This window comes from Propionicimonas paludicola (assembly GCF_002563675.1).
In the GTDB taxonomy this organism is placed as follows: domain Bacteria; phylum Actinomycetota; class Actinomycetes; order Propionibacteriales; family Propionibacteriaceae; genus Propionicimonas; species Propionicimonas paludicola.
Genome location: NZ_PDJC01000001.1, coordinates 1,333,380 through 1,352,880, shown reverse-complemented (window position 1 = coordinate 1,352,880; position 19,501 = coordinate 1,333,380). Strand labels below are relative to the sequence as shown.

16 protein-coding genes and 1 pseudogene are annotated in these 19,501 nt (G+C 69.3%); 16 read left to right on the top strand and 1 reads right to left on the bottom strand.

All coding sequences use genetic code 11. From position 1 onward, the window contains the following. Positions 1-90: 90 nt before the first annotated feature. The 10 genes from mihF to rpe are packed head-to-tail and all read left to right on the top strand — an operon-like array spanning position 91 to position 9,461. Positions 91-408 (top strand): integration host factor, actinobacterial type, encoded by a 318-nt coding sequence (gene mihF / locus ATK74_RS06240; RefSeq protein WP_098460228.1) that lies wholly within the window; start codon positions 91-93, stop codon positions 406-408. Continuing rightward, the gene (gene gmk / locus ATK74_RS06235) at positions 398-949 is read left to right on the top strand and encodes a guanylate kinase (protein ID WP_098460227.1); all 552 of its coding nucleotides are present in this window, start codon (positions 398-400) and stop codon (positions 947-949) included. The genes mihF and gmk overlap by 11 nt, the downstream gene beginning before the upstream one ends. A 50-nt stretch (positions 950-999) precedes the next feature. Further along, positions 1,000-1,341, top strand: a complete 342-nt coding sequence (gene rpoZ, locus ATK74_RS06230; protein WP_098460226.1) for a DNA-directed RNA polymerase subunit omega — start codon at positions 1,000-1,002, stop codon at positions 1,339-1,341. Between the two features lie 10 nt (positions 1,342-1,351). After that, the gene (gene coaBC, locus ATK74_RS06225) at positions 1,352-2,578 is read left to right on the top strand and encodes a bifunctional phosphopantothenoylcysteine decarboxylase/phosphopantothenate--cysteine ligase CoaBC (protein ID WP_098460225.1); all 1,227 of its coding nucleotides are present in this window, start codon (positions 1,352-1,354) and stop codon (positions 2,576-2,578) included. After that, a complete protein-coding gene (gene metK / locus ATK74_RS06220; protein WP_098460224.1) occupies positions 2,575-3,762 on the top strand; it encodes a methionine adenosyltransferase in 1,188 nt (395 codons plus the stop codon). Before coaBC ends, metK begins: the two co-directional genes overlap by 4 nt. 40 nt (positions 3,763-3,802) lie before the next feature. After that, positions 3,803-5,734 (top strand): primosomal protein N', encoded by a 1,932-nt coding sequence (locus ATK74_RS06215; protein ID WP_098460223.1) that lies wholly within the window; start codon positions 3,803-3,805, stop codon positions 5,732-5,734. Positions 5,735-5,749: 15 nt separating this feature from the next. Further along, the gene (locus ATK74_RS06210; RefSeq protein ID WP_098460222.1) at positions 5,750-6,541 is read left to right on the top strand and encodes a carbon-nitrogen hydrolase family protein; all 792 of its coding nucleotides are present in this window, start codon (positions 5,750-5,752) and stop codon (positions 6,539-6,541) included. Between the two features lie 10 nt (positions 6,542-6,551). Then, positions 6,552-7,469, top strand: coding sequence for a methionyl-tRNA formyltransferase (fmt, locus tag ATK74_RS06205; protein ID WP_098460221.1), 918 nt, complete (start codon positions 6,552-6,554; stop codon positions 7,467-7,469). Then, a complete protein-coding gene (locus tag ATK74_RS06200; RefSeq protein WP_098460220.1) occupies positions 7,469-8,788 on the top strand; it encodes an RsmB/NOP family class I SAM-dependent RNA methyltransferase in 1,320 nt (439 codons plus the stop codon). Before fmt ends, ATK74_RS06200 begins: the two co-directional genes overlap by 1 nt. Before the next feature lie 10 nt (positions 8,789-8,798). Further along, on the top strand, positions 8,799-9,461 hold the full coding sequence (gene rpe / locus ATK74_RS06195; RefSeq protein ID WP_098460219.1) for a ribulose-phosphate 3-epimerase: 663 nt from the start codon (positions 8,799-8,801) through the stop codon (positions 9,459-9,461). A gap of 1 nt (position 9,462) precedes the next feature. Here the strand turns inward: rpe and ATK74_RS06190 are convergent, their stop codons facing one another. After that, positions 9,463-10,296, bottom strand: coding sequence for a PAC2 family protein (locus tag ATK74_RS06190; RefSeq protein WP_098460218.1), 834 nt, complete (start codon positions 10,294-10,296; stop codon positions 9,463-9,465). Positions 10,297-10,334: 38 nt separating this feature from the next. Here ATK74_RS06190 and metH point away from each other — a divergent pair, with 38 nt between their 5' ends. The 6 genes and pseudogenes from metH (at position 10,335) to der (ending at position 19,498) form a co-directional block, all read left to right on the top strand. Further along, entirely contained in the window at positions 10,335-13,805 is a 3,471-nt protein-coding gene (metH, locus tag ATK74_RS06185) for a methionine synthase (protein ID WP_098460217.1), read from the top strand. A gap of 40 nt (positions 13,806-13,845) precedes the next feature. Then, positions 13,846-15,309, top strand: a complete 1,464-nt coding sequence (locus ATK74_RS06180) for an ABC transporter substrate-binding protein (RefSeq protein ID WP_169923758.1) — start codon at positions 13,846-13,848, stop codon at positions 15,307-15,309. Positions 15,310-15,352: 43 nt separating this feature from the next. Then, positions 15,353-16,234, top strand: a pseudogene (locus tag ATK74_RS06175) (tRNA (adenine-N1)-methyltransferase); the annotation flags it as partial. Between the two features lie 88 nt (positions 16,235-16,322). Beyond that, entirely contained in the window at positions 16,323-17,405 is a 1,083-nt protein-coding gene (locus ATK74_RS06170; RefSeq protein WP_098460214.1) for a prephenate dehydrogenase, read from the top strand. 11 nt (positions 17,406-17,416) lie between these two features. Then, positions 17,417-18,088 carry a (d)CMP kinase gene (gene cmk / locus ATK74_RS06165; RefSeq protein ID WP_098460213.1) on the top strand — a complete coding sequence of 224 codons (672 nt, stop codon included), beginning with the start codon at positions 17,417-17,419 and terminating at the stop codon, positions 18,086-18,088. Between the two features lie 63 nt (positions 18,089-18,151). Beyond that, the gene (der, locus tag ATK74_RS06160; RefSeq protein ID WP_098460212.1) at positions 18,152-19,498 is read left to right on the top strand and encodes a ribosome biogenesis GTPase Der; all 1,347 of its coding nucleotides are present in this window, start codon (positions 18,152-18,154) and stop codon (positions 19,496-19,498) included. The last annotated feature ends 3 nt before the right edge of the window (positions 19,499-19,501 follow it).

Here is a 19,501-nt window from a genome sequence, read left to right as displayed (position 1 = left end):
ACCTTGCCGGATATCCACGCAGCTTGCCCAAGATGCCGCTAGGTTTGTGTCGCAATTGAAGGCTCCTGTACCCCACACGAAGGCATTCCAGTGACTATTCCGCAGCTCACCACCGAGCAACTTGAAGCCGCCCGTGCAGCAGCTACTGAGGCACGCCGTCGGCGCGCTGATCTGAAGGGCAAGGTTCGCAGTGGCGAACTGAGCCTGTCGAAGGCTCTGGACTCCGCCGCCGGGGACGACGTTCTGGCCCACGTGAAGGTAGTCGACCTGCTGAAGGCCCTGCCTCGCGTCGGCGAGAAGCGCGCTGCCCTGGTCATGGAGCGTCTCGACATCGCCCCCAATCGCCGCATCCGCGGTCTGGGCCGCCACCAGGTGGCGGGCCTGAAAGCGGAGTTCAGTGATCGGTGACGTCACCGTCATCTCTGGTCCGTCAGCAGTAGGCAAGGGAACTCTGGTTCAGGCGCTGCTGGCGGTCCACCCGGAAGTCTGGCTGTCGGTCTCGGTGACCACCAGGTCACCCAGGCCCGGCGAGATCGACGGACTGCACTACCACTTCATCAGCAACGCCGAGTTCGACGAGTTGATCGCGACCGACGGTCTGTTGGAGTGGGCTTTGGTTCATGGCACTGACCGCTACGGCACCCCGGCTGCACCCGCGCTGGCTGCCGTGGAGCAGGGCAAGAAGGTGATTCTCGAGATCGAGATCCAGGGCGCTCGGCAGGTCAAGAAGCACCTGCCGAACTGCCGGATGGTCTTCATTGCACCTCCGTCGCCGCAGACGTTGCAGGAGCGTCTGCGTCATCGGGGCACCGAAACCGAGGAACAGATGGCTCGTCGGCTGCGCACCGCTGCCGACGAACTCGCTGCGGTCAGCGAGTTCGATCACGTGATCGTGAACGACGATTTAGGCACTGCGACCGCAGAGTTGGTAGAGTTGTTGGGTCTGTGACGGCTGGGACGGACTCGTCTCGCCGATAGCACCCGATCAGGAAGCAGAACTTGAGCACTCACACTCCCGAGGGGATCACCAATCCGCCGATCGACGAGCTGCTGACGAAGGTGGACTCGAAGTACCGGCTGGTGCTGTTCGCCGCCAAGCGCGCGCGGCAGATCAACGCCTACTACTCCCAGCTCGGCGAGGGCCTGCTGGAGAACGTCGGGCCCCTGGTGGACATCGGCATCCAGGAGAAGCCGCTCTCGATCGCGCTGCGCGAGGTGAACGCCGGAGTGCTCGAGTGCACTCAGATCGATCCCGAGGCCGAAGCGGCTGCTCGTGCTGAGGCGCAGGCCGACCCCGACTTCTCGTTCGACCCGTTCGGTTCTGACGACGCACTGAGCTGAGCCTCCGGCCATGAGTCGGATCGTCCTCGGCGTTTCCGGTGGAATCGCGGCGTACAAGTCGTGCCTGCTGTTGCGTCGGCTGACCGAGGCCGGCCACGAGGTCGAGGTGGTTCCCACTGCCAATGCGCTGAACTTCGTCGGCGCCACCACCTGGGCGGCGCTGTCCGGACGTCCAGTGCATAGCGGCGTCTTCGAAGCCGGTGAGCTGGTCAACCACGTCCGGATCGGTCGAGAGGCCGATCTGGTTCTGGTGGCTCCGGCCACTGCCGATCTGTTGGCCCGGGCAGCGTCCGGACGAGCCGACGATCTGCTCACCAACGTCCTGCTGACCGCCCATTGCCCGGTGGTCTTCGCTCCGGCCATGCACACCGAGATGTGGCAGCACGCCGCAACTCGGTCCAATGTGGCGACTCTCCGCTCCCGCGGCGCGGTGGTGCTGGAGCCGGCGATCGGACGCCTGACCGGGCCGGATTCCGGCCCCGGACGGCTTCCCGAGCCGGCCGACATCGAGGCCAGCGCGCTGGCAGTGCTGGCTGATCCGTCCGTCGGTGCCCTGATGGCCGCCCAGGACTTGGCCGGACGCACCGTGGTGATCAGCGCCGGTGGTACCCGCGAGCATCTCGACCCGGTCCGCTTCATCGGCAACTCGTCCTCGGGACTGATGGGGGTGGCACTGGCCCGGGCCGCCGTCCAGCGCGGCGCCCGAGTGACTCTGGTGGCCGCGAACCTGGCCACCGAGCCGCCGGCCGCGGTCGACGTGGTCGACGTGGGCTCCACGGCCGAACTGGCCGCAGCCATGGACGTCCACGCCGCTGCGGCAGACCTGGTCGTGATGGCCGCGGCCCCGGCCGACTACACGGTGACCGCACCGAGCCCGGTGAAGTTGAAGAAGTCCGGCGATGCGGGGCTGAACCTCGAACTCGTGCAGACCACGGACGTCCTGGCCGGGCTGGCCGGCCACCGACCGCCGCACCAGGTGCTGGTCGGGTTCGCGGCCGAGACCGCTGCCGACCCGGCCGAGCTGCGGGCCCTGGGCCAGGCAAAGCTGGCTCGCAAGGGCTGCCAACTGCTGGTCCTCAACGATGTCTCCGGCGGTGCTGTGTTCGGCGCCGAGGAGAACCAGGTCACGATCATCGATGCCGACGGCGAGGTGGCCACCGCAGCAGGTTCCAAGACCACGGTGGCGCACGCGATCCTGAGTGCGTCCGAAGCAGTGCGAAAGAGGTTGGCGTCATGAGCCGTCTGTTCACGTCGGAGTCCGTTACCGAGGGTCACCCGGACAAGGTCGCCGACGCCATCTCCGATGCCGTCCTGGACAAGCTCCTGCAGAAGGATCCCGCCTCCCGGGTGGCCGTGGAGACGCTGGTCAGCACTGGCCTGGTGGTGGTCGCCGGCGAGGTGACCACGAAGGCTTACGCCGACATCGCCAAGCTGGCCCGGCGCCGGATTCTTCAGATCGGCTACAACTCGACCGCGGCCAGCTTCGACGGAAACTCCTGCGGGGTGCTGGTCTCGCTGGGTGCGCAGTCACCCGATATCGCTCAGGGCGTGAACCAGGCCGAGGAACAGCGGGCCGAGGGCTCCTTCGATGCGCTGGACGCCCAGGGCGCCGGCGATCAGGGGCTGATGTTCGGCTATGCCTGCACCGACACCGCCACCTTGATGCCGTTGCCGATCGACATCGCGCACCGGCTGGCTGAGCAGCTGGCTCGGGTGCGTCACGAACATGAGCTCGACTTCGTCCTTCCCGACGGCAAGACCCAGGTGACCATCGAGTACGACGGCGACCGTCCGGTCCGGGTGGACACCGTGGTGGTCTCCACCCAGCACCTCGAGTCCGCCAGCCAGGCGCTGATCGCCGCCGAGCTGAAGGCCCGGGTGATCGACCCGGTGCTGGCTCGCTACTCGATCAGCACGGCAGGGCTGAAGACCTACGTGAACCCGACCGGGAAGTTCGTGATCGGCGGCCCGATGGGTGATGCCGGGGTGACCGGGCGCAAGATCATCGTGGATAGCTACGGCGGTATGGCCCGCCACGGCGGTGGTGCCTTCTCCGGCAAGGATCCCTCGAAGGTGGATCGTTCGGCGGCCTATGCGATGCGCTGGGTGGCCAAGAACGTGGTGGCCGCCGGGCTGGCCGATCGCTGCGAGGTCCAGGTGGCCTACGCCATCGGACGCGCTCACCCGGTCGGCTTCTACACCGAGTGCTTCGGCACCGAGAAGGTGCCCCAGGAGCAGATCACCGATGCCGTACTGAGCGTGTTCGACCTGCGTCCGGCCGCCATCATCCGTGATCTGGACCTGATTCGTCCGATCTACTCCAAGGTGACCAACTACGGCCACTTCGGACGGGAGCTGCCCGAGATGACCTGGGAGCGCACCGACCGGGCCGAGGCACTGGCCGCGGCAGTCAGGGGCTAGCCGACCACAGCTGTCGGGGCAGCGCTCTACGATGCCTGGCATGGAGCGTCCGGTAGCGAGGGTGGCAGTCGACCTGCCGCTGGCCAACCTGGATCGTCCCTTCGACTATCTGGTTCCGGCCGAGCTGGACGAGGCCGCCCAACCCGGGGTCCGGGTGAAGATGCGGTTCGCCGGCCAGCTGCGCGACGGCTTCCTACTGGAGCGCACCGAGCCGGGGGAGCGGGACAAGCTCGCCCCGCTGCACAAGGTGATCTCACCCGAGCCGGTGCTGCGCTCGGGAGTGGCCGAGCTGATCCGGGCCACCGCCGACCACTACGCCGGGAGCTTCGCCGACGTGATCCGGACCGCGGTGCCGCCGCGTCATGCCGCCACCGAGAAGGCCGAGCCGCCGGACTATCCCGCACCGCACCTCGAACCGGTGGCGCCCCACTGTCTGACCAGCTATCCGGCCGGAGACCGATTCCTGGCCGAGCTCGCCACGGGCCGTCCACGGGCGGCGTGGACGGTGCTGCCGGCAGCTCGACCCGAGGGCGACTGGGCCTTGGGGTTCGTCGAGGCCGCGGCCGCGACCCTGTCCGGTGGGCGCGGTGCCCTGCTGATCGTCCCGGAGGCGCGCAGTCTGGAGCGGCTGGAGGCCGCCTGTCGACAGCGGTTCGGCAAGGGCAGTTACGCGGTCTTGGCCGCCGATGCCGGCCCGGCCCAGCGTTATCGCAACTTCCTGGCGGCCAGTCGTGGCGCAGTGCAGCTGGTGATCGGCACCCGGGCGGCGATCTTCGCTCCGGTGGACCGACTGGGCCTGATCGCTGTCTGGGACGACGGCAGCGACACCTATGCCGAGCCGCACGCGCCCTACTGGCATGCCCGCGAGGTGGCGGCCATGCGGGCGCACCAGGCCTCCTGTGCGCTGCTCCTGGCGGCCCACAGCCGGACCGCAGAGGTGGCCCAACTGCTCGAGCGAGGCTGGCTGGCCCCACTGGAGCTGTCTCCCTCGGCGACGCGTCGGCTGGCTCCGGCGGTCCGCGCAGCCGGGGCCATGCCCAGCCGGGAGCCGGAGTGGGTCCGACTGCCGCAGCAGGCCTTCCAGGCCGTCCGCGCCGGGCTTGCCGCGGGACCGGTGCTGGTTCAGGTGCCCCGGGCCGGCTACGCGCCATATCTGGCCTGCCAGAACTGCCGGACGCCCGCCCGGTGCCCGAACTGTGGTCAGGGGCTGATCCAGGAGGCGGGTGCGGCACCGAGCTGTCGCTGGTGCGGTCCTCTACTGAAGGCGTGGCGCTGCCCCGAGTGCGGTGACCAGCGGCTACGCCGTCCGGTTGCCGGGGTGGCCCGAACTGCCGAGGAGTTCGGCAAGGCATTCCCAGGCACCACCGTGATTCAAGCCAGCGCCGATCACCGGGTCACCGAGGTGGGCAGCAAGTCCGTCCTGGTGCTGGCCACCCCCGGGGCGGCCCCGCCGGCACGGGACGGCTACGCAGCCGCGATCCTGCTGGACGCCGAGCAGATGCTGGCTCGTCCGGATCTGCGGGCAGGGGAGGAGTCGCTGCGCCGCTGGCTGGCCGTCACCGCACTCGTCCGGCCCGCGGAGGACGGCGGCACCGTGGTGATCGTCGCCGAGCCCGGGTTGCGCGAGGTGCAGGGCCTGATCCGCCTGGATCCGGCCGGTTTCGCGGCCACCGAGTTGGCTGAGCGGCGCGCGGCCGGCTTCCCACCGGCCCAGAAGCTGGTCGCCATCGAAGGCAGCACAGCCACCCTGACCGAGGTGCTCACGGCGCTGGCCCTGGGATCTGAGGTCGTCGTCGCCGGCCCGTTCGCGATTCCCGGCAGCCCGGACTCCACCGATGGACGGGTCACCCTGCGTTGCCAGCCACCCAGAGCCGCCGACCTGCTGGTCCGGCTGCGCGAGGTGCTCTCGGTGCGTGCCGCCAAGAAGCAGGATCCGGTCCGGGTTCGGGTGGATCCGATCGTGGTCGGCTGAAGTTAGGCTCTGGCCATGACGACGATCGCCCTGGCCAGCCTGGCTTTCCCGACCTCACCCAGCGCAGCGGTCGAGGCCGCTGAGGCCGCGATCCGCGAGGCAGCTGCCGCCGGAGCAGAGCTGGTGTGCTTCCCGGAGTGCTTCGTCCCCGGCTACCGGGCGCTGGGCGCTCCGGTGCCGATCATGGACGCCGCGTGGCTGCATGATGCCCATCAGCATCTCGCCGAGGTGGCCGGACGGGTGGGCGTCGCCGTGGTGATGGGCACCGAACGCTGGGAGGCCGATCGGCTGCGGATCACCGCGCTGGTGATCAATGCGGCCGGGACGATTCTCGGCTGGCAGGACAAGGTGCAGCTGGACCCCAGCGAGGACGCGCGCTACGAGCCCGGCGAGAGCCGGCGGCTGTTCGAGGTGGCCGGGCTGCTGGTCGGGGTGTCCATCTGTCATGAGGGCTTCCGCTACCCGGAGACCGTCCGCTGGGCAGCCCGCGCCGGCGCCCAGTTGGTGGTGCACCCGCACTACAGCCGGGCCGACCCCGGTGGCTGGGTACCCCAGGGATATGCCGAGCCGGGCAACAGCTTCCACGAGGCGGCGGCCCGTTGCCGCGCTGCGGAGAACGGGATCTGGTACGCCACCGTGAACTGCGCCGAGCCGAACTCGCCGACCACCTCGGCTGTGATCGATCCCGACGGCGACGTCCTGGCGTGGCAGCCCCATGGTCAGGTGGGGTTGCTGCTGGCCGAGATCGACCTGAGTCGGGCCCAGCGGCTGTTGCCCGAGCGGCTGCGTCCGGTGGTGGCTGGATAGGCTGAGGGCCATGCGCTTGGTCTTTGCCGGAACTCCTCAGTTGGCCGCCGACACCCTGCAGGTCCTGCTGGACTCCGGACGGCACCAGGTCGTGGCCGTGCTGACCAGGCCGGACGCGGCCAAGGGACGCAGCGCGCGGCTGCTACCGAGCCCGGTGGCCGAGCTCGCCGAACAGCGCGGCATCGAGGTGCTGAAGCCGGCCCGTCCGAGTGAACCGTGGCTGGCCCAGCGGCTGGCCGAGTTGAACATCGACTGCGTGCCGGTGGTGGCTTATGGCGGCCTGATCCCGAGCTCCCTGCTCGAGGCGATTCCTCAGGGCTGGATGAACCTGCACTTCTCGCTGCTGCCGCGTTGGCGTGGTGCGGCTCCCGTGCAGCGGGCCATTCTCGCCGGGGATCAGGTGAGCGGAGTGACGATCTTCGACATCGTCGCCGAACTGGACGCCGGACCGGTGCTGGCCACCGCGCCCTACGAGTTCGGGCCGGACGAGACCGCCGGCGAAGCTCTGGCCGGGCTCACCACCCTCGGTGCCGGACTGCTGCTGGAGACGCTGGACCGGCTGGAGGCCGGGTCCGCGGTGGCCGAGGCGCAGCCCAGTGACGGCGTCACGCTGGCCCCCAAGCTCACTCCTGCTGAGGCTCGGCTGGACTGGACGGCACCGGCCGAGGCCCTGGCCCGAGTGATCCGCGCCAACAACCCGTCCCCGATCGCCTGGACCACGCTGAACGGCGAGCGCTTCCGGGTACTCCGGGCTCGCCCTGTCGAGGGCGCCGCGGAGCCGGGGGTGGTGGAGGCTACCAAGAACTCGGTTCTGGTGGGCACCGGAGCCGGACTCCTGGAGCTGGTTGAGGTGCAGCCGGCCGGCAAGCGGGTGCTGGCCGCCGCCGACTGGGCCCGCGGCCTGCGCCAGGCGAGCCGGTTCGAGTGATGGCTCGCAAGCGAAGCACTGATCCGGCACGCACCGCAGCCTTCCGGGTGCTGCGCGCTGTCACCGCGGACGGCGCCTATGCCAACCTCGAGCTGGCCCGGCGGCGCAGCGGGCTGCACCCGTCCGATGCCGCCTTCGCCACCGAGCTGACCGCCGGCACCTGCCGGGGGATGGGCACCTACGACGAGATCATCGAGGCGGCCTCCGGACGTCCAGTACGCAGCCTGCAGCCGGCCGTCCTGGACGCGCTGCGGCTGGGCACTCATCAGCTGTTGGCCATGCGAGTCCCCGCGCACGCGGCGATCGCCGCCACCGTGGATCTGGCCGCCCTGCAGATCGGCGAGCGAGTGACCGGCGTTGTCAACGCCATCCTGCGCCGGGTGGCCGCACACGACCTGGACGAGTGGGCCCAACTCAGCACCGGCCGGGACGAGTACGGCCAGCTGGCCCTGGCATACCAGCACCCGCGGTGGGTGGTCGAAGCCTTCGCTGATCTGCTGCCCGCCGACGAGCTGCCGGCACTGCTGGCCGCCGATAATCAGCCGCCGGTGCCGAACCTGGTGGTCCGGCCCGGGTTGGCCGAGCAGGCCGAACTGGGCGGACAACCGGCCCGCTTCTCGCCCTACGGCGCTTATGCCGAGGGCGATCCCGGAGCCGTCCCGGCGGTGGCCCAAGGCCGGGCCGGAGTTCAGGATGAGGGCTCTCAGTTGGTGGCGCTGGCGCTGGCCAGAGCCGAGGCCGGCGACGGCCCCTGGCTGGACCTGTGCGCCGGACCGGGCGGGAAGTCGGCCCTGTTGGCCGGGCTGGCCATCGAGCAAGGCAGCCGGCTGGTCGCCAGCGAGATCGCTCCGCATCGTGCCGAGCTGGTGGCCACCAACCTGCGCGCCTACACCGGCGAGCTGCGTCCGGTGACCGTGGTGGCCGACGGCACTCGTCCGGCCTGGTCGGACGGGGCTTTCGCCAAGGTGCTGGCCGACGTGCCGTGCACCGGACTCGGTGCGCTGCGCCGGCGTCCGGAGAGCCGCTGGCGGCGTCGTCCGAGCGATCTTCCCGGCCTGGTCGAGCTGCAGAAGGCTCTTCTGGCCAGTGCCATCGCTGGCGCCAAGCCCGGCGGCGTGATCGCCTACGTCACCTGCTCACCGCATCGGGCCGAAACCACCGAGGTGGTCGCCACCGCCCAAGGAGTGGACGTGCTGAAGGCCGCCGACTACCTGCCCGAGGTCCCCGGCGCCGCGGTCGGTGATCATGTCCAGCTGTGGCCACATCGGGACGGTACCGACGCCATGTTCTTGGCGTTGCTGCGCAAGCGATCCCGATAGGGTCGGCCACGTGGAGATTCGAATCACGCCGAGCGTCCTGAACGCCGACCTGGCCAATCTCAGTGCCGAGATCGCCCGGGTGCCCAGTGCCGACGGAATCCATCTGGATGTCATGGACAACCGGTTCGTCCCGAACCTCACCTTCGGCCTGCCGGTGGTCGAGTCGGTGCGCGCCGACACTGATCGCTTCCTCGACATTCACCTGATGATCGCCGACGTGGACCGCTGGGCGCCGGGTTACGCCGAGGCCGGTGCGGAGTCGGTGACCTTCCACATCGAGGCGTCCGAGAAGCCGGTGGCTTTGGCCCGGACGCTGCGGGCCGCCGGTGCCCGCGCGTCCATGGCGCTGAAACCGGGCACCCCGATCGAGCCCTATGAGGACCTGCTGCCCGAACTGGACATGGTGCTGCTGATGACCGTCGAGCCGGGCTTCGGCGGCCAATCGTTCATGGATTCGGTGCTGCCCAAGATCGCCCAGACTCGCGCGCTGATCGACAAGCACGGCGGCCAGCTGTGGCTGCAGGTGGACGGCGGGATCGCTGCCGACACCATCGAACGCTGTGTGGTGGCCGGGGCCGACACCTTCGTGGCCGGCTCGGCCGTCTACCGGGCCGACGATCCGGACGCCATGGTCCGCTCGCTGCACGACCAGGCGGTCGCTGCACGCGGCTGAGTCAGCCGCGGCGCCGGTCACGACGGCGCAGATAGCGCTCGAACTCGGCGGCGATGGCCTCGCCGTTGGGCGCGGCCTCGTCCCTGCGCTCCTCGAGAGCGGTGATGTAGCTGGTGATGTCCGGGTCGTCGGAGACCAGTTCGTTCACCTGGTTCACCCACTCGTCGGCCTGCTCGCCCAAGTCGCCGAAGTCGATCGGCAGGTTCAAGATGTCCTCGACCTGAGCCAGCAACGCCAACGTCGCCTTCGGATTGGGCGGCTCAGCCACGTAGTGCGGGACGGAGGCCCATAGCGAGACCACGGGAATGCCGATCCCGTCGCACTCGGCAGCCAGCACTCCGATGATTCCGGTCGGCCCCTCGTAATCGGACAGGTCCAGGCCGAGTTCGTCGGCCAGTTGCTTGGTGCCGGCGGTGCCGTTGATCGGCACTGGACGGGTGTGCGGAGCGTCGGTGAGCATCGCACCGAGCAGCACCACGATCTCCGGCTGGACGGTGCGCACCATCGACAGCAGCGAAGCCACGAACTGCTGCCAGTGGTAATTCGGCTCAGGTCCACCGATCAAGACCAAGTCCCGGGTGGGCAGCGAAGCGACCAACACCTCGGTGGTCGGCCACTCCAGGATCCGGGTGCCGTCGACCAGCCGAGTAGTCGGCCGGTTCACCTGAAAGTCGTAGTAATCCTCGGGATCGACGGCGAACTGGAGCTCCGCTGAGTACTTTTCGGCCAAGTGATCGATCACTCCGGTGGCCGCCTCGGATGCGTCATTCCATCCTCCGAAAGCCGCAACCACCACTGGGTTGCGCAATCCTCGGAGCCCACGAGCCTGTGCCATGCCGACCACTGTAGGCGGACTCGCCTATTCTGCTGCCCATGACCCGCAATCTCCGTATGGCCTTGGCTGACCGCGTCCTGGTAGCCGACGGGGGAATGGGCACCATGTTGCAGGGCCGCGATCTGACGCTGGCCGACTTCCAGGGCCTGGAGGGCTGCAACGAGATTCTGAACGTCACCCGGCCCGATGTGGTGGCCGACATCCACCGCGCCTACTTCGCCGCCGGAGCCGACTGTGTGGAGACCAACACCTTCGGCGCGAACCTGTCGGCGCTGGGGGAGTACGACGCCGCCGACCGGATCGTCGAGCTCGCCGAAGCCGGCGCCCGGATCGCCCGGGCCGAGGCGGACGCGGCCAGTACGCCGGATCGTCCGCGCTTCGTGTTGGGCAGCATCGGGCCGGGCACCAAACTCCCGAGTTTGCTCCATGTGAGCTATGCCCAGCTGCGCGACGCCTACCAGGCCCAGGCCGAGGCCATGATCACCGGTGGGGTGGACGCCTTCCAGGTCGAGACCTGCCAGGACCTGCTGCAGACCAAGGCTGCCATCAACGGCGCCCGCCGGGCGCAGCAGCGTCTGGGTGCCGACCTGCCGATCTTCGCCAACGTCACCATCGAGACGTCGGGGACCATGCTGTTGGGCAGCGAGATCGGCGCGGCCCTGACCAGCCTCGGCGCGCTGGGCATCGAGGCCATCGGGCTGAACTGTGGCACCGGCCCGACCGAGATGAGCGAACATCTGCGGCACCTGGCCCGGCACACCGACCTGCCGCTGGTCTGCATGCCCAATGCCGGGCTGCCGGAGCTGACCGCCGACGGCGCGCGCTACCCAATGGGGCCGACCGAGTTCGTCGACTACGTGTCGAGCTACGCGAAGGAGTTCCAGCTCGGCCTGGTCGGCGGCTGCTGCGGGACCACGCCGGCCCACATCTCGGCGCTGGCCGCCGCGGTGGCCGGACGCCAGCCGGAGCCACGAGCCGTCCCGGCGCAGTCGGCGGTCTCCTCGCTCTACGTGGACGTGCCACTGCACCAGGACACCGCCTACCTGTCGATCGGTGAGCGAACCAATGCCAACGGTTCCAAGGCGTTCCGGGAGGCGATGCTGGTCGAGAACTGGGACGACTGCGTCGACATCGCCAAGCAGCAGAGCCGGGAAGGTGCCCACCTCCTGGATCTGTGCGTTGACTACGTCGGACGCGACGGCGTGGCCGATATGTCCGAGCTGGCGTCCCGGCTGGCCACGGCCGTGTCACTGCCGGTGATGCTGGACTCGACCGAACCCGCAGTCATCAAGGCCGGCCTGGAGCGGCTGGCCGGACGCTGCGTGGTGAACTCGGTGAACTTCGAGGATGGCGACGGCCCGGACTCCCGCTACGCCAAGGTGATGCCGCTGGTGGTCGAACACGGTGCTGCCGTGGTGGCGCTGACCATCGACGAGGAGGGCCAGGCCCGCACCGCCGAATGGAAGCTGCGAGTGGCCGACCGGCTGATCGCCGACCTCACCGGACGCTGGGGGCTGGCCGTGGGCGACATCATCGTCGACTGCCTGACCTTCCCGATCGCCACCGGCCAGGAGGAGACCCGCCGCGACGCGCTGGAGACCATCGAGGCCATCGCCGCGGTCACCGCGAAGTACCCGGGGATCCACACCACGCTGGGCGTCTCGAACGTCTCGTTCGGGTTGAACCCGGCCGCGCGCCAAGTGCTGAACTCGGTGTTCCTGCACGAGTGCCAGCAGGCCGGACTGGACTCGGGCATCGTCCCGACCGCCCGGATCCTGCCGATCGCGCGGATCCCCGAAGAACAGCGCCAGGTGGCCGAGGACCTGATCTACGACCGCCGGACGCCCGACTACGACCCACTGTCGCGGTTCCTGGAGCTGTTCGACGGCGCCACCACGGCCAGCACCAAGGAGGCCCGGGCCGCCGAGATGGCCGCCCTGCCGGTCGATCAGCGGCTGCGCCGCCGGATCATCGACGGGGACGCCAAGGGCCTGACCGACGATCTGGATCTGGCGCTGGCCAGCAAGCCCGGCCTGGCCATCATCAATGACGATCTGCTGGCCGGTATGAAGGAAGTCGGTGAGCTGTTCGGTGCCGGCAAGATGCAGCTGCCGTTCGTGCTGGCCTCCGCCGAGGTGATGAAGGCCGCCGTCCGCTACCTCGAGCCGCACCTGGACAAGGCGGACGCCGCAGGCAAGGGCACCTTGGTGATCGCCACCGTGAAGGGCGACGTCCACGACATCGGCAAGAACCTGGTCGACATCATCCTGACCAACAACGGCTACACCGTGGTGAACCTGGGCATCAAGCAGCCGGTCAGCGCCATCGCCGAGGCAGCGCTGGCGCACAACGCCGACGGCATCGGCATGTCCGGGCTGCTGGTGAAGTCCACGCTGGTGATGCGCGACAACCTGGAGGAGCTGAACCGCCGCGGGCTGGCGCAGGTGCCGGTCCTCCTCGGTGGGGCGGCGCTGACCAGGGCTTTCGTCGAGCAGGACCTGAACCAGATCTACGAAGGCGAAGTCCGCTACGCGAAGGATGCGTTCGAGGGCCTAGCCCTGATGGAGCGCGTGGTGGCCGTCCGCCGGGGCGAGCCGGGCGCCAGCCTGCCCGAGCCGCGGCAGCGTCGAGTGAAGCCGGTAGCCTCCGCTCCGGCCGCCGCCGAGCCGGCCGTGGCCCAACGCTCCGACGTGGCCCGCGGCATCGACGTCCCGACCCCGCCGTTCTGGGGCAGCCGGGTGGTCAAGGGGCTGTCGTTGGCCGAGGTGTCCGGCTGGCTGGACCACCGGGCCACCTTCGTGGGCCAGTGGGGCCTCAAGCCGGTCTCCGGCGGCCCGTCCTACGAGGAGCTGGTCGAGGCCGAGGCCATGCCGCGGCTGCGTCGCTGGCTGGATCGGATCCACACTGAGGGCCTGGTGGAGCCCGCCCTCGTCTACGGCTACTGGCCCTGCCACTCCGAAGGCGATGACCTGATCGTCGGGCACCCGGAGGATCCCAGCCGTGAACTGCTGCGGTTCAGCTGGCCGCGGCAGTCCCGGGATCGGCATCTGTGCCTGGCCGACTTCTTCCGGGACGCGCAGGAGGCCGCCGAACTCGGCCCGGACGTGATCGCGCTGCAGCTGGTCACCATGGGGGAGGCGGCCTCCCAGGCCACCGCGAAGCTGTTCGCCGCCGACGCCTACCGCGACTACCTGGAGCTGCACGGGCTGACCGTCCAGCTGGCCGAGGCGCTGGCCGAGTACTGGCATGCCCGGGTGCGCTCCGAGCTGGGATTGTCCGGCGATGGCGATCTCGGCCAGATGCTCACCAAGCAGGCCTATCGCGGTTCGCGCTACTCGTTCGGCTACCCGGCTTGCCCGGACCTGACCGATCGGGCCAAGCTGGTCTCGCTGCTTGAGCCGGAACGGATCTCGGTGAGCCTGTCCGAGGAGTGGCAGCTACACCCCGAGCAGTCCACCGACGCCATCATCGTTCACCACCCGGAGGCCAAGTACTTCAATGCGGGCTGATTCCACAACCAGACGCTGGCTCGCAGCGACGCTGACGGCCATGCTGACGTTGTCGGCCTGCACCACCCAGCCCGCTCCGCCGCCGAAGCCGGCCGCCTCCAGCACCAGCGCCACTCCGTCCCCGACGCCGGAGGTGGACTACCTGAAGGTGGCCACGGTCGACCCGATCACCTCCCTGGACCCCGCCTTCGTGACCGGTCCCACCGGGGCCACCGTGATCGGCTCGGTCTACCAGCGGCTGATGACGGTGCTGCCGACCACCGGCGAGCTGAAGCCGGACGCCGCGGACTGCCTGTTCACCTCGAAGGTCGTCTACGAGTGCACCCTGACCGAGGGACTGAAGTTCCACAACGGCGACGTGCTCGACTCCTCCGATGTGAAGTTCAGCATCCAGCGGGCGTTGCGAATCGGTGCGCCGGGGACGTCGGCCAGCCTGCTCAGCGCGCTGCGCCGGATCGACACACCGGACCCGCGGACCGTCCGGTTCACCCTGGAGTGGCCGGACAACCAGTTCGGCTACGCGCTGGCCAGCGCGGCGGCGTCCATCGTGGACGAGGCGTACTACGACCCGGATCTGGAGCTCGCTCCGGGAACCCTGCCCAACGGCTCCGGGCCGTACCAGGTGACCGCCATCGGCGAGAACGACCTCACCTTCGCCCGCTACCTGGAGTACCTGGGTGCGCGAGGCGGCCTGTTCCCGAACCTGAAGCTCATCGTGCTGCCCGATTCGGCCGCGGCGGAGGCCGCGATCGCCGACGCCAGTGTGGACGTGGTCTGGCGCGGCTTGGATCCGGCTGCCCAGCAGCGGCTCGACCTGGAGATCTCGGCCAGTCCGGACCACGCGACGGCCAAGGGCTTCACCCGGCTGCCGCTGAATGGCTGGCGGACCAACCGGCTGGTCTGGTCCTCGACCTCGAAGCTGCGCAAGAACGATGCGCTGCGCGCCGCGATCGCCACTGTGCTGCAGGCCGATCGGACTGCGGACTCGATCGTTCCGGTCGGGGTTCCCGATCATGTGGCGGCCTTCGCAGTGGGTGGACGTGCCAAGCCGCCGAAGCTGAAGAAGGGCCGGCTCAAGCTGACCTTGGCCTACTCGTCCGCCGCCCCCGGCAATGGGGACGCGGCCCGGCTGATCCGCGACCGGATCGAACAGCTGGACGGAGTGACGGTTCGCCTGGTCACCGCAGGCGAGGCCGATCTGACCCTGACCGACCAGCCGGCCTGGGTGAACAACGCCATGGGCTGGCTGCAGGCCTATCTGGACCACCCACTGCCGGCCAGTGCCGCCAAGCTCACCGACGCCAGCCGTCGGGCCCGCTCGACCACCGGGGCCGCTCGGACGGCCGCGCTGGCCGAACTGCAGCAGCAGGCGGCCACCGACAACACCGTGGTGCCGATCAGCCAGTCCGATGGGATCATGTTCATCGGCAAAGGAGTGAAGACGTTCGGCGAGACTTTCGGCAGCGACCAGGCGCTCGGATTGTGGGGGCTGCTTCGTGGCTGATTCTGAACTGATGGACGGGCAGGCGCTCAGCGGCGTCCGCACCGGACCCTTCGTGGCCGGCGAGCGAGCCACCTTCACCGACGCCAAGGGACGGCACCACTCGGTGCGACTGACTCCCGGCTCGATGTTCCACACCACCAAGGGCGGGCTGGCCCACGACGACGTGATCGGACAGCCGGAGGGCTGTGTGGTCCGCTCGGTGGGCGGAGCGTCCTACCTGGTGTTTCGGCAGTTGCTGGAGGAGTTCACGGTCACCATGCCGCGCGGGGCCGCGGTGGTCTACCCGAAGGACGCCGCGCACATCCTGGTTCAGACCGACATCTTCCCGGGTGCCCGGGTGCTCGAGGCCGGTGCCGGTTCCGGCGCCTTGACCATGTTCCTGCTGCGCGCGGTCGGGCCGACCGGACGGGTCTACTCCTACGAGCGTCGCGACGACTTCGCCAAGATCGCTCAGCGCAATGTGGAAACCTTCTTCGGCGCGCCGCACCCGGCCTGGACGCTGCGCGTCGGCGACCTGGTCGAGACCATCGGCGATGAGCCCATCGATCGGGCCGTGCTCGACATGCTGGCGCCGTGGGAGTGCATCGACGCGGTCGGTGCCCGGCTGGTGCCCGGCGGGATGCTGTGCTGCTACGTGGCCACCACCACCCAGCTGGGCCGCACCATCGAGACGCTGCGCGCCCACGGCGGCTTCACCGAACCGGTCGGACGCGAGTACTCGGCCCGGGATTGGCACGCCGAGGGCTTGGCGATTCGTCCGGGGCATTCGACAAGCGGGCACACCGGTTTCCTGATCTTCACCCGGCGGCTGGCCGACGGGGTCGTGGCACCGGCCCGCAAGCGGCGTCCGGCACCGGGTGCCTACGGCCCGGACTATTCGGGTCCGCGTCCGGTCGGGGTGGACCCGACCGAGACCGCCGAGTAGCCCAACGAGTGTGTGGGACGCCGGGCGGCGCAGCCGGGCCAGTAGGCTCTGGGGCTGGGTCGCGAGATGCGTCTCGGAGAGGTAATCAGTGAGCGAGCGCGAGTTGTCGCCGGCCGTGGTGATCGGCACCGGGCTGGTCGGAGCGTCCGTGGCGCATGCCCTGAGCCGGGCCGGGGTGGAGGTGCACCTGATCGATCAGGCGCCCAGCCATGCGCAGGTCGCCGCATCCCGTGGCGCCGGCACTGTGGATCCGGCAGATCCGGTGCAGGTCCGCCTGGTCGTGGTTGCCGTTCCGCCCAAGGCCCTGGCTACGGTGATCGCCGACGCGCTGGCCACCTACCCGCAGGCCACCGTGACCGACGTCGGCTCGGTGAAGGGGACGGTGCTGGCCACCCTGCGTGGCAGCGTGGCCGATCTCTCCCGCTACGTCGGCTCGCATCCGATGGCCGGTTCGCAGCGGGTCGGCCCGCTCACCGCCAATGCCGAGCTGTTCATCGACCGGACCTGGGTGATCACCCCGCACGACACTTCGGCCGCACACGCCGTCCTGGACGTGCAGGAGCTGGCCAGCCTGTGTGGTGCCCGTCGGGTGACCATGGGTGCGGCCCACCACGATGAGGCCGTCGCCCAGGTGTCGCACCTGCCGCATCTGGTCTCGGTGCTGATGGCCGGCAGCCTGACCCGGGTGCCCGCGGAACATCTGCGGCTGGCCGGCCAGGGGCTGCGCGACGTGACCCGGATCGCCGGCTCTGATCCGCAGCTGTGGCGCCAGATCATCGACGCCAACTCCACGGCCGTCCTCACCGAACTGCGACTGCTGCGCGATGAGCTGTCGGCGCTGGTCGACGACTTCGACAACCCGGACGTGCTGGCCGCCGCCCTGCAGCGCGGCCTGGACGGGACCCGCGCGCTGCCCGGCAAGCACGGCCTCAGCGCCACCAACTACGCCCGGGTGGTCGTGGAGATTCCGGACACCCCCGGTGCACTGGCTTCGCTGTTCGCCGACATCCAGGCGGCCGGGGTGAACATCGAAGACCTGTCCATCGACCACGACCTCGAACGCGAAGTGGGCTGGCTGGCCGTCCAGGTCACCCCGCAGAGCGCCGATGAGTTGGCCGCAGCCATGACCGCGGCCGGCTGGGTCGTCCGAGACCGCGAACCGCAAGCCTGACCAGGAGAGATATGTCCAGCGAACGCATCGTCATCGCCATCGACGGGCCCAGCGGCTCCGGCAAGTCGTCCACGGCCAAGGGAGTGGCCCGGGCCCTCGGACTGGCCTACCTGGACACCGGTGCCATGTACCGGGCGGTCACCTGCGCCTACCTGGATGCCGGCGTCGACCCGTCCGATCAGGCCGGAGTGATCCGGGAGACCCTGGCCGCCGATCTGCAGATCAGCACCGATCCCGACCTCGAGCAGGTCGTGGTGAACGGCGTCGAGGTGACCACTCGGATCCGCGAGCCCGAGGTGTCGGCCAAGGTGAGCGCGGTCTCGACGGTGGCCGAGTGCCGGGCGAACCTGGTGGCCCGTCAGCGGGCGATCATCGAGGGCGCGGCCAACGGGATCGTGGCCGAAGGTCGCGACATCACCACCGTGGTCGCCCCGGACGCGGACGTTCGGCTGCTGCTCACCGCCGACCCGGAGATCCGGATGGCACGACGCAAGGCCGAGCTCGGCGACAAGGTGGACGCCAGCCAGCTGGCCGATCAGGTGCTGCGCCGCGACGCTGACGACTCCACGCTGGTGAACTTCACCACGGCCGCTGATGGGGTCACGCATCTCGACTGCACCTACCTGAACCTCGACGAGACGATCGCGGCCGTGCTGGACCTGGTGGCCTCGGTTCGAGGCTGACTTACCGGCTGAACGCCGCCCTGCGGTACTCTGGCTGGTCGCAGCCGAAGGGATCAGCCACCGATGACCACTCAATCCGAATCGACCACCGTGCCCGTGGTGGCCGTGGTCGGGCGCCCCAATGTCGGCAAGTCGATGCTGGTCAACCGGATCATCGGCCGCCGGGAGGCGGTCGTCCAGGACCTTCCCGGGGTCACCCGGGACCGGGTCAGCTATGACGCCGAATGGAACGGTCGCCAGTTCGTGATCGTCGACACCGGCGGTTGGGCACCCGATGCCAAGGGGATGGCCGCTCAGATCGCTGAGCAGGCCGAACTGGCCATCGCCGCCGCCGATGTGGTGCTGTTCGTTGTGGATGCGCACGTCGGCACCCAGGACATCGACGAGGCCGTCGTCCAGGTGTTGCGGCGCAGCAAGAAGCCGGTCGTCCTGGCCGCGAACAAGGTCGACGACCAGCGCCAAGAGGCGGACGCTGCCGCCATGTGGAACCTCGGGCTGGGGGAGCCGCACCCGGTCTCGGCCATGCACGGACGTGGCACCGGAGACCTGCTGGACGCGCTCCTGGATGCCCTGCCCGATGCGCCGGCCTTTGCCGAGCAGGAGATCGGCGGCCCGCGTCGAGTGGCCATCATCGGCCGTCCGAACGTCGGCAAGTCGTCCCTGCTGAACCGGGTGGCCAAGGCCAACCGGGTGGTCGTGGACAACGTCGCCGGCACCACGGTCGACCCGGTGGACGAGCTCGTCCAGGTCGGCCCGATTACTTACCGATTTATCGACACCGCGGGCTTGCGCCGGCGGGTCAAGGAAGCCTCCGGCCACGAGTACTACGCCTCGCTGCGCACCCAGGGTGCGATCGAGCGGGCCGAGGTCTGCGTGGTGGTGCTGGACGCGTCCGAGACCATCAGTGATCAGGATTTGCGGATCCTGACCATGGTCGAGGAGGCCGGCAAGGCCCTGGTGATCGCCTACAACAAGTGGGATCTCACCGACGAAGAGCGTCGCCACTACCTCAATCGCGAGATCGAGCAGGACATTAGGGCCTTCGCCTGGGCGCCCAGCGTGAACATCTCCGCGCTGACCGGACGCAACGTCGACCGGCTTTCGGTGGCGATCGAGCAGGCCCTGGACGGCTGGGAGACTCGGATCTCCACCGGCAAGCTCAATGCCTTCCTCGGACGGCTGGCCGCGGCTCATCCGCACCCGGTGCGCAGTGGCAAGCAGCCCCGGATCCTGTTCGGAACTCAGGCCCAGAACTGCCCGCCCACCTTCGCGTTGTTCACCTCGGGCCAGTTCGACCCGCAGTACGTCCGCTTCGTCGAGCGCAGGCTGCGTGAGGACTTCGGCTTCGTCGGCTCGCCGGTGCACGTCGAAGTGCGGGCGCGCGAGAAGCGCAAGAACCGCGAGCGCTAGACC